This is a genomic window from Bacteroides sp. 1_1_30 (assembly GCF_020982715.1).
Taxonomy (GTDB): Bacteria; Bacteroidota; Bacteroidia; order Bacteroidales; family Bacteroidaceae; genus Bacteroides; species Bacteroides xylanisolvens.
Map to the genome: position 1 here is coordinate 68,012 of NZ_JAJKHN010000026.1, position 8,655 is coordinate 76,666.

Here is an 8,655-nt window from a genome sequence, read left to right on the forward strand (position 1 = left end):
CAAGGCGTTTACGAACAAAACTGAAACGGCTGAAACCGGATAATAGCGTAAAGATTCAGTAGGAGAAATTTAATTCAAAACCATAAGTCATAAGAAAGATGTACAAAGATGAACTAACAAGTAGAGATCTGGAGTATTCTTTTGGGAGATAGATTGATAGTCTGGAAGTATGTTTGTGAAGTATGTTTCTAAAATAGAGGGTAATCCATTGGATTACCCTCTATTTTATCATTTCTATGTTACCTATTCATTATGTTTATTCACTTTTGGGTTCGTAAACATTAAATTCTGTAACATCCGTACGACCGTTTGTAGAGATAGTGATAATCTGATATTTTAGATATCGCGTAGTAATAGGAGAGATGAACGTGATGTTTTGTGTACTATTACCGGGTATTGCTAATGAACTCAATGATTTCCATGTCGTACCATTTTCAGACTGTAATATTTCCACTTCTCTAGGAGCATATGCATTTCCCCAATGATTCGTTTTGATGCCTGTTAAAACCTTAGTTTCTCCTAAATCAACGGTGAACCAGAAGCCTTTATTATTCAGAGCAACGTCAGTTCCAGTCTTGCCATCAATTAAATTATTAGGTGCGCCGTCTACTCCTTCTTCCACATTAACAATCCAACCTGCACGATTACTGATAAGTTGGCTATTGCTAGGAGTACCACTTTTTAGATTACAGTAGGCAGCTTTATTAATGATGACAGGTAAGATACTTAAATTACTGCTAATGACAGTGTTCTTATCATTGGTAGTTACATTACTGATTGATACACTGAAAGAGAAACTTGTTTTTTCCATGATACTGGCGAATATCGTTGGATCGACCGTTGCAGTGATTTCTTCAGAAGTCATCTGTCCTTCTTTGAGAGTAACCTGTGAGGAACTTAAAACGATCTGGCTTGCATCAAGCCCTTCTGTTTCACTTTTTGCACTTAATGCGATAACCATATCTGTAGAGACTGCTTTCTGTGTTTTTACAGTAAAAGCCATCTTAATTTCATCTCCTCCGATTCCATTCGCATCATGAGTCAGATTAAACTTTTTGACGTTACCTGACAAGTAGTCATTTCTCTGTAGAGACACATACGTAGCATTCCACTCGTTAAAAGCTTCTTCATCATCACTACAGGACGAAATGAATGGGACAAACAAGCCGAGTAGGGCTGCTATTGATAGTGATTGAAATATATTTTTCATATGTACATACGATTAAATTATTACTATTTCCATTCGGTAGATTTGTCTGTAGATAAAATACCGTCAATCCAGGTAGGAGTAGCAGAAGTTGTCAAAGTATGACCTTTACCGGTTGCATCTTCGAACACATTACCTTGTCCTTCATTGAATCGCCAATAAGCTTCCAAACCTACAGATTTAGGGCTAACTTGCGTCATGTTATTCTGAATTTGAGAAGCGGAACGAACTACGGACCAAATACGTGCTTCACTCATCAAAATTTTACAGTTTCCCCATCTACTATAAGAATCATCACCTAAGCAGAACCAATTTACATCAGAGAAAGTTGTAGCTCCTGTTGGTATACTCAACACACCCGAATCAACTCCGTTTATGTAAAGTCGATAGTTGGAACCATCACAGACCAATGCTAAATGTTGCCATTCGTTTGGCTTGAAAGAATTACTTGGATTCAAATAAAGCCGGTTACGTCCTACAATCTGTACTAATGAATGTGCCTTATAATTTTCATTGTCACTTTGAGGATCCTCAAAACGTAAAAGGATGAAGTTTGCATCATCTCCTCCGTTCTTAAAGACTGCACGGTCACGGTCAGCTGTGTTGGCTACCTGAAAACGAACCTCTATCGTATATTGTGAATACGTTTCGGGAGATTCTGTGAATTTATTAGCTTTTAAACTAGGAGCGCCAACAAACATTGGAGCTGAAAATTCGATAATACTTTCTGCCAAAATAACAAAGGTTCCGGTATTTTCCATCGGTGAAATACTTCCATCCTGCAATACAAGTTTTACAGGCAGTGCATATGATTCTCCTGACTTCATCATTTCCTGGCTAAAAGCTTTCAAAGCAATAGAAAGGGCATCAGTAGCATATTGTCCGGCTTTCACTGTAATGGTTTCCGGTAATGTATAATATCCTTCGGGCAACATTATATATCCGGTTCCATTTATATGGTTATAAGCATCCAATACTGATTGATCTGTGACCAGCTTATAGTGATTATCAGTAGAAGAAAGATTACTTAGATGCACATTTAAGGTAGTAAAGCTTTCTCCAGAAGCTTGTACTGTTACTTTCTGACTTGTACTGGAAAGAGCTTCTTCAATATAAGCATGTGTATCTAAAGTATCGTATTTTGCATCTCCACAACTTACTATACTTCCTAAGCCTGTTATGACTGCGGAGAAGCATAAAATTTTTATATAATTCATACGTTTCATAGTTTACATTAATTTTTAAGTAATGAATGTGATGACGGGTTCATAATTTGAATAGCACGGCGTATATTTTTATATTCTGGTGAAGTTCCATACTCTGCTTCCATATGATAGGTTCCTGCACCACCTTTACGGAATCCGTTACTTGGTTGCCAGCGTGCCATTCCTTCGAGAGATTTCATTTTGTTACCATAACGATCAGTGTAATCATATCCACCGTCCATAGCAGCATCGGTAGCCTCGAAATTCTCGGTCATGATGGTCATCTTCGTGATTTGTTCTTCAGACATGACACTGCTATACGTCTGAACAAGTCCTGCACCTGCTACGCCGCCTGTGATAAGACGTTTATCGAGTTTAGAATCACTGCCAGGACTACTATTATTGTAAGCCTGAATGATAAAATAGTCAAAATATAACCCGACTTCAGGTCTACCTGTTATGCTCTGTGGTTCGCCATCGATAACTAATAATTTGCCAGTTCCTGATTTCGGACCGAAATATTTGCCTAGTTCATCAACAAATGCAAACATTCTATCGTCTTCGTCTACGATATTACCGGGGTTGCCAAAATTAGGTTCATAATCGATATCAAAGCCGTCGTAACCATATTTGTTTACTGTATCGGCAATGGCGCTTGCATATTTGCGAATGGATGCTTCTATTGCTTCCTTATTTGATTCATCGGAAGGCCATCCCCAAAAATCATTCACAGCTTCTTTTTCGGATGAAAATCCCATATTTTCCCAATTTTCACGAATATTCTGCGGAGTAATTTGATCGCCTACACTTCTGATAATAAAACACATGGTAAAACGAGTACCTTTAACTTGTTGGCAAAATTCCAGATCTTTTTTTTGAGCTTCTGTAATGTTCGACCAATTTCCCCAAATAGAAACAATATCTACACTATCAGGAATACCGGCTAAAGAACTTTTCATATAGGCACCTTCACCACTCCAGCCACCAAACCAACCAAATGCAACTTGGTGATCTGTCTGTTTATAGGCACGCAAGGCCGCATAATATTCATCCGATACGATCGATTCGGGAAAAGTTTTTGCTTCTGACTCCGTCCAGTCACTGCAACCGATCAATGAGGTCGTTGCCAGTGATATGAGTACAATGTATAATAAATAAATTTTCTTCATAAAAGTCCTTTTTATGCATTATATAAATTAGTTCTTTTTAGCCCACTTTAAGTCAGTAGCTTCGTTATCAGCACCGCCTAGTTCTGCTACTCCCAGATCATAATTGGCTTTATTGTTTTGTGCCTCTGTATAAGGGAAACTTAGACGACGCATACCGCGTTGGCTGCTCACACCACAATCTGATAGATTGTCGATACAAGGATAAAGTTCCGGATAACCTGTACGGCGATATTCAGCCCATGCTTCCAATCCTAATGGATAATTGGCGATCCATTTTTGAGTAATGACACGTTGGAAATTCTTTCCATTTACGTTGTCAGCCTCGCTGTCATCCCACATTACACTCACAGTATTGGTAATTGTAGCAGTAGCATTTTGCACAACATCACTTTCATGTGATACGACAGGAGCCTCGTCAATCTTCATGTATTCAGTGGCTGAAACCTGATATTGTTCCATTGATAAATTAATACCATCTTCGTAATAGGCTTTTGCTGTTTTAGAACCGACATTCCAACCACGCAATTTTCCTTCTGCACGTAAAAACGCTGTCTCTGCAGCACAGAAAACCATTAATTTAGAAGTTGCCGTATATGCAGGAATAGAGAATCCTGCTGCATCTGCCTTTTTAAAATCAGCATCTCCAGTACGCATACCTACATATTTATCTGTTTTCCCGGCAAGGGTAGACTTATTAAAGAACTTCGGCATACGTGGATCGCCATATGCATTCATATAATCTACAATATTTGCATTCACACGCAGATCACCCCAACTTACAGCTGCCAGTTGATAGGGATTACTCTGCGTGCCACAAGAAAGCATAGCATTATCCGAATTACTTTCAATCAATCCTGCTTTATGTGTTACTGCTGCTTCAGCTGCCTCTTGAGCAATGCCAGGCCATGTTCCGCTGATTCGCATTGCAACACGTAAACGCATTGAATTGGCTAGCTTAGCCCAACCTGAATAATTTCCATCAAAAACCGGATCATTGGCTCCCAATGGGGCATTACCATTTGTTTCTACATAATAGTTGTACAAAACATCGGCTGCATTGGCTAAATCACTTAATATACTGGTATAGACCTGTTCCTGGGTATCATAAGATACATAGAAATTACCCTTCTTTACTTGGCTGTAAGGCATCGGTCCATAACAATCCGCAACGCGAAGCATCGTTATTGCACGTATCATACACGCAAAAGCATAATAATGTCCCGTAGAATTAGTTGCTTCCTGTATTTGGAAAAAGTTTCCATATATTTTTTCAAACGGAGTGTTCCAGGGGGTAGCATTCCAGGCATCACTCTGATTGAATGTGCTGAAGTTTGTACCACTCCATGTGTTAGAACAGCATAGATAGCCACCTAACTGTCCCACCATCTGATCTTGCATTTGAGAGTCATTCTGCTGAATATTCACAATTGTTTCAATCATAGACTTCATCAAAGTCGCAGGGTCTGCATCATGAATTTGATATTGATTCGTATTATACTCCTCAAATTTATCGGTACAACTTCCTGCCAGTAACAACAGAGCGGCACCGACTGTGATATTTCTTAAATATTTTCTCATAACATTAGCTTTTTCTTTTAGAATTGAACTTTCACATTAAAACCGAAGTTACGCAAGCTAGGTTGCATAAAGTAGTCTACATTCATATAATAGTTACTGGAGGTAGAGGCAGACAATTCCGGGTCAAATGGGGCTTTACAATAAATCATCCATAAATTACGTCCTACAATACCCAAAGTAACATTCGCCACATTTTTAAACCATCTTTTAGGAAGTGTATAGTTTAGACTCAATTCCTGCAAACGTACATTGGTTGCACTATATAGATAATAACGACCATAGCCACCTTCACCCGTACCAATAGTCTGGTAATACTTTTGGGCGTTAACTTTACCGTTATTAATAGGTATGCCACCATTATCACGAGCTGTTGCAGATGTTTCGGATACTCCATAATAATCTAAAATACCTTGAGTAGCCGAATAAGCTAATCCGCCTACACGGGCTGATAATACAACTCCTAAATCAATTCCTTTATAAGTGAAATGATTGGTCCATCCGAGGTTGAAATCAGCATCCAGATTACCTACTTTTACCGGAGTGTTTGATGAAGTGATACCCAGATTACCATTCTGATCGACTTTTATATTACCGTTATTGTCTTTTGTCAGTTGGTTGTATACATAGATATCAGTCATGGAACCTCCTTCTGTCAGGATGACGCGAGGAGCTACATTCTCTTTACCTAACCAACCCACATTCATTTCATCCATTTGGATAGCTTCTCCTGTCACAGGATTCACGCTACCGCTTGCCAGTCGTTTCACCTTGTTACGGTTTAGAGTGAAGGTTGCATTAGAAGACCATCCGAATCCTGCCCATTTATCACTGAATCCTAAAGCTAATTCAATACCCTGATTTTGCACGTTACCAGCTTGTACAATTGCTTGTTTATATCCGGAAGAGGAGGGGATATCTACCTTAAATGTTTGGTTCAGTGTGTTAGAACGATAGTAAGTAGCGTCTAAATTAAAACGATTTCCCCAGAATTTCAAGTTCAAACCGATTTCCCAGGATTTAGTCTTTTCAGGTTTCATATTGTCCATCGGATATACGGTCGGATTCGCCCAGTTATGTGTCTGGCTGTTGTATTCGTAACCCGGATTAGTAAGGAAACGATCGAAAGAAGAGGCTACCACTGTATACGAACCGCGTATTTTAGCATAAGAAATCACCTCTGGTAGTTTAACCATTTCTGATAATAAAGCCGATAAACCGACTGACGGATAAAAGAACGATTTTTGTTTGGAGAATGCGAGTTTTGAATCCCAGTCATTACGTCCGGTTACAGTTAGATACAGTTGATTTTTCCAACTTAATTCAGCACTGGCAAAAATACTTTGAATTTCATCTTCATATCCGGTAGGATCCGGTTTATAGTTGGCAGAGAAATTAATATTGTTGATCTGGAAGAAGTTGGGGATAACCAGGTCACCTGCAATATATAACTGATCCATTGAAGTATGATATATGGAAGCACCAACATTGGCTGTTAAATGAAAATCACCAAATGTTTTATCTATATTAGCCAGGAAATCGGCATATAAAGAACGTTCCTGACGCATGGCATCTTCAAAACCACCGCTTACACCACAGAATGTTGTTAATGTAGAAGCAGATTTTTCGTTTTTATTCCGGTAGTCGGAGTTGTCCAGATTGACGCGACCAACAACATTGAGCCAATCTGTAGCCTGCCATTTCAAAGAAGCGTTCATCATATAGCGTTTCTTGTTGGAAGTACGGTTGATGCGATTTTGTATCCAATATGGATTTTGTAATGACAAACTTGCATCACCATAAGGCCAATATTGTTCCATATAGCCGTAGTTAGTATTATAACGTTCATACAAACGAATTTCGTCAAAGTTGTCTCCACGAGGGAATAGATACAGTGATGGGAGAGGGTTATAATACTGTCCTTGAGAAACCATGTTTTTGTTGTTCTGAACGATATATTGTGCACCGATATCCAGAGTAAGTTTATCATTCAGGAAATGGGTGGTATTACGTGCCGTAAAATTATAACGGTTATAGGAGTTATTCGGAAGAATTCCACCGGAGTTAGTTGTAGAAGCAGAAAGATAGGTCTGGTTTTTGGTATTTCCTGTAGATAATGCTACCGAATTGATAACATTGGATCCTGTTTCAAAGAAGTCAGATGGGTTATATCGACGGTTTGTCAATTCTCCCCAGCTGAATAATCCAGAACTTGTACCATAACGGTTCTGCATATCCGGCATAATATATGCTTTAGAGAAAGTAGTACTGTTGGATACTGTTATGGTAGTTTTCTCTGTTTGGCCTTTTTTAGTAGTAATTAAAACAACACCGTTTGCCGCAGCAGAACCATATAGTGCTGCCGCAGAAGGACCGGTCATCATACTAATACTAGCAATATCATCCGGATTTAAGTCAGCAACAGCATCTGATCCTCCCATCTCTCCAAATAATCCTTCGCCACCGCTTTTTCCTGTATTAAAAATAGGTACACCATCAATTACATACAATGCATTGTTATCTTTAGTCAGAGATTTCATACCACGCATAACAACACGTGTGGCACCACCAGCACCGGTTGCACCACTATTAATTTGAACACCGGCAACCTTTCCTGATAGTGAATTCATAAAATTGGCGTCCTTTACAGCTGTCAATTCGTCACCTTTTACCTCTTGTACATTATAACTTAACGCCTTAGTTGCACGCTTGATACCCAATGCAGTAACAACTACTTCGTCCAATACTTGCGTATCTTCTCCTAAGGTTACTTTTATAGGTTGTGCGTTGGCAAGCGTGATTGTTTGGGAGGCATAACCGATATAGGATACTTCAAGTACATCACCTTTAGCTGCTTGTATTTTGAAGTTTCCATCCATATCAGTGATAGTACCATTTGAAGTTCCTTTTACCAAAATACTAACTCCAATCAATGGTTCTCCTTTTGAATCAGTAACAGTACCACTTGCAGTAATTGGTGTTTTTTTCTGCTGCTCTTCTTTATTACTCTTCGCAGAAAGTACAATATGATTATCTACTATTGAAAAACTGACATTAACTCCTCTGAATAACTGATTCATTACATTATTCAAAGATTCTTTTGTTACCTTGATAGATATGACACGATTTATATCGACATCATTTGTGTTATAGACTACTGACATTGAAGTTTGTTTCTCAATTTCTTTCAAAGCAGTGTTCAAGGGTACTTTCGATAGATTAAGAGTGATCGTTCGTTTTTGCCCATAAGCTGAAGCAAAACACGAAACCAACAAAAGGAAGAATAACAAGTGTGAGAACTTGTGTTTTATAATTTCTTTCATCTTATTCTTTTTAATTAGAAATAGTTTTTAGAGAGTTTGTAATTAGAAGCGGTAAATGTGATTACCGTTTTCACACAAAGGTTTCATGTATCTCTGTTTATCATAATTAATAAATTTAAAGGTTACACTTAAAATAAATTCCATAAGCGCTTATTCAATAGTAATACATTTTATGT

5 protein-coding genes are annotated in these 8,655 nt (G+C 38.4%); all 5 read right to left on the bottom strand.

Features of this window, described 5'->3' with window-relative positions:
* Positions 1–256: 256 nt before the first annotated feature.
* From LPH68_RS09885 to LPH68_RS09905, 5 genes are read right to left on the bottom strand one after another with little or no spacing between them, the layout of a single operon-like run.
* Positions 257–1,210: a DUF4999 domain-containing protein gene (locus tag LPH68_RS09885; RefSeq protein ID WP_087317957.1), complete on the bottom strand. Its 954-nt coding sequence runs from the start codon at positions 1,208–1,210 to the stop codon at positions 257–259.
* A gap of 23 nt (positions 1,211–1,233) precedes the next feature.
* Positions 1,234–2,433 carry a DUF1735 and LamG domain-containing protein gene (locus LPH68_RS09890; RefSeq protein WP_008647359.1) on the bottom strand — a complete coding sequence of 400 codons (1,200 nt, stop codon included), beginning with the start codon at positions 2,431–2,433 and terminating at the stop codon, positions 1,234–1,236.
* Between the two features lie 8 nt (positions 2,434–2,441).
* Positions 2,442–3,581 carry a glycoside hydrolase family 18 gene (locus LPH68_RS09895; RefSeq protein WP_004313624.1) on the bottom strand — a complete coding sequence of 380 codons (1,140 nt, stop codon included), beginning with the start codon at positions 3,579–3,581 and terminating at the stop codon, positions 2,442–2,444.
* Positions 3,582–3,608: 27 nt separating this feature from the next.
* Positions 3,609–5,159: a SusD/RagB family nutrient-binding outer membrane lipoprotein gene (locus LPH68_RS09900; protein ID WP_004313625.1), complete on the bottom strand. Its 1,551-nt coding sequence runs from the start codon at positions 5,157–5,159 to the stop codon at positions 3,609–3,611.
* A gap of 17 nt (positions 5,160–5,176) precedes the next feature.
* Positions 5,177–8,479: a TonB-dependent receptor gene (locus LPH68_RS09905; protein ID WP_008022199.1), complete on the bottom strand. Its 3,303-nt coding sequence runs from the start codon at positions 8,477–8,479 to the stop codon at positions 5,177–5,179.
* Between the last annotated feature and the right edge of the window lie 176 nt (positions 8,480–8,655).

Excerpts from the sequence above, each read along its gene's own strand:
- LPH68_RS09895 (WP_004313624.1), bottom strand. The coding sequence starts at position 3,581 with ATGAAGAAAATTTATTTATTATACATTGTACTCATATCACTGGCAACG.
- LPH68_RS09905 (WP_008022199.1), bottom strand. The coding sequence starts at position 8,479 with ATGAAAGAAATTATAAAACACAAGTTCTCACACTTGTTATTCTTCCTT.
- LPH68_RS09890 (WP_008647359.1), bottom strand. The coding sequence starts at position 2,433 with ATGAAACGTATGAATTATATAAAAATTTTATGCTTCTCCGCAGTCATA.
- LPH68_RS09885 (WP_087317957.1), bottom strand. The coding sequence starts at position 1,210 with ATGAAAAATATATTTCAATCACTATCAATAGCAGCCCTACTCGGCTTG.
- LPH68_RS09900 (WP_004313625.1), bottom strand. The coding sequence starts at position 5,159 with ATGAGAAAATATTTAAGAAATATCACAGTCGGTGCCGCTCTGTTGTTA.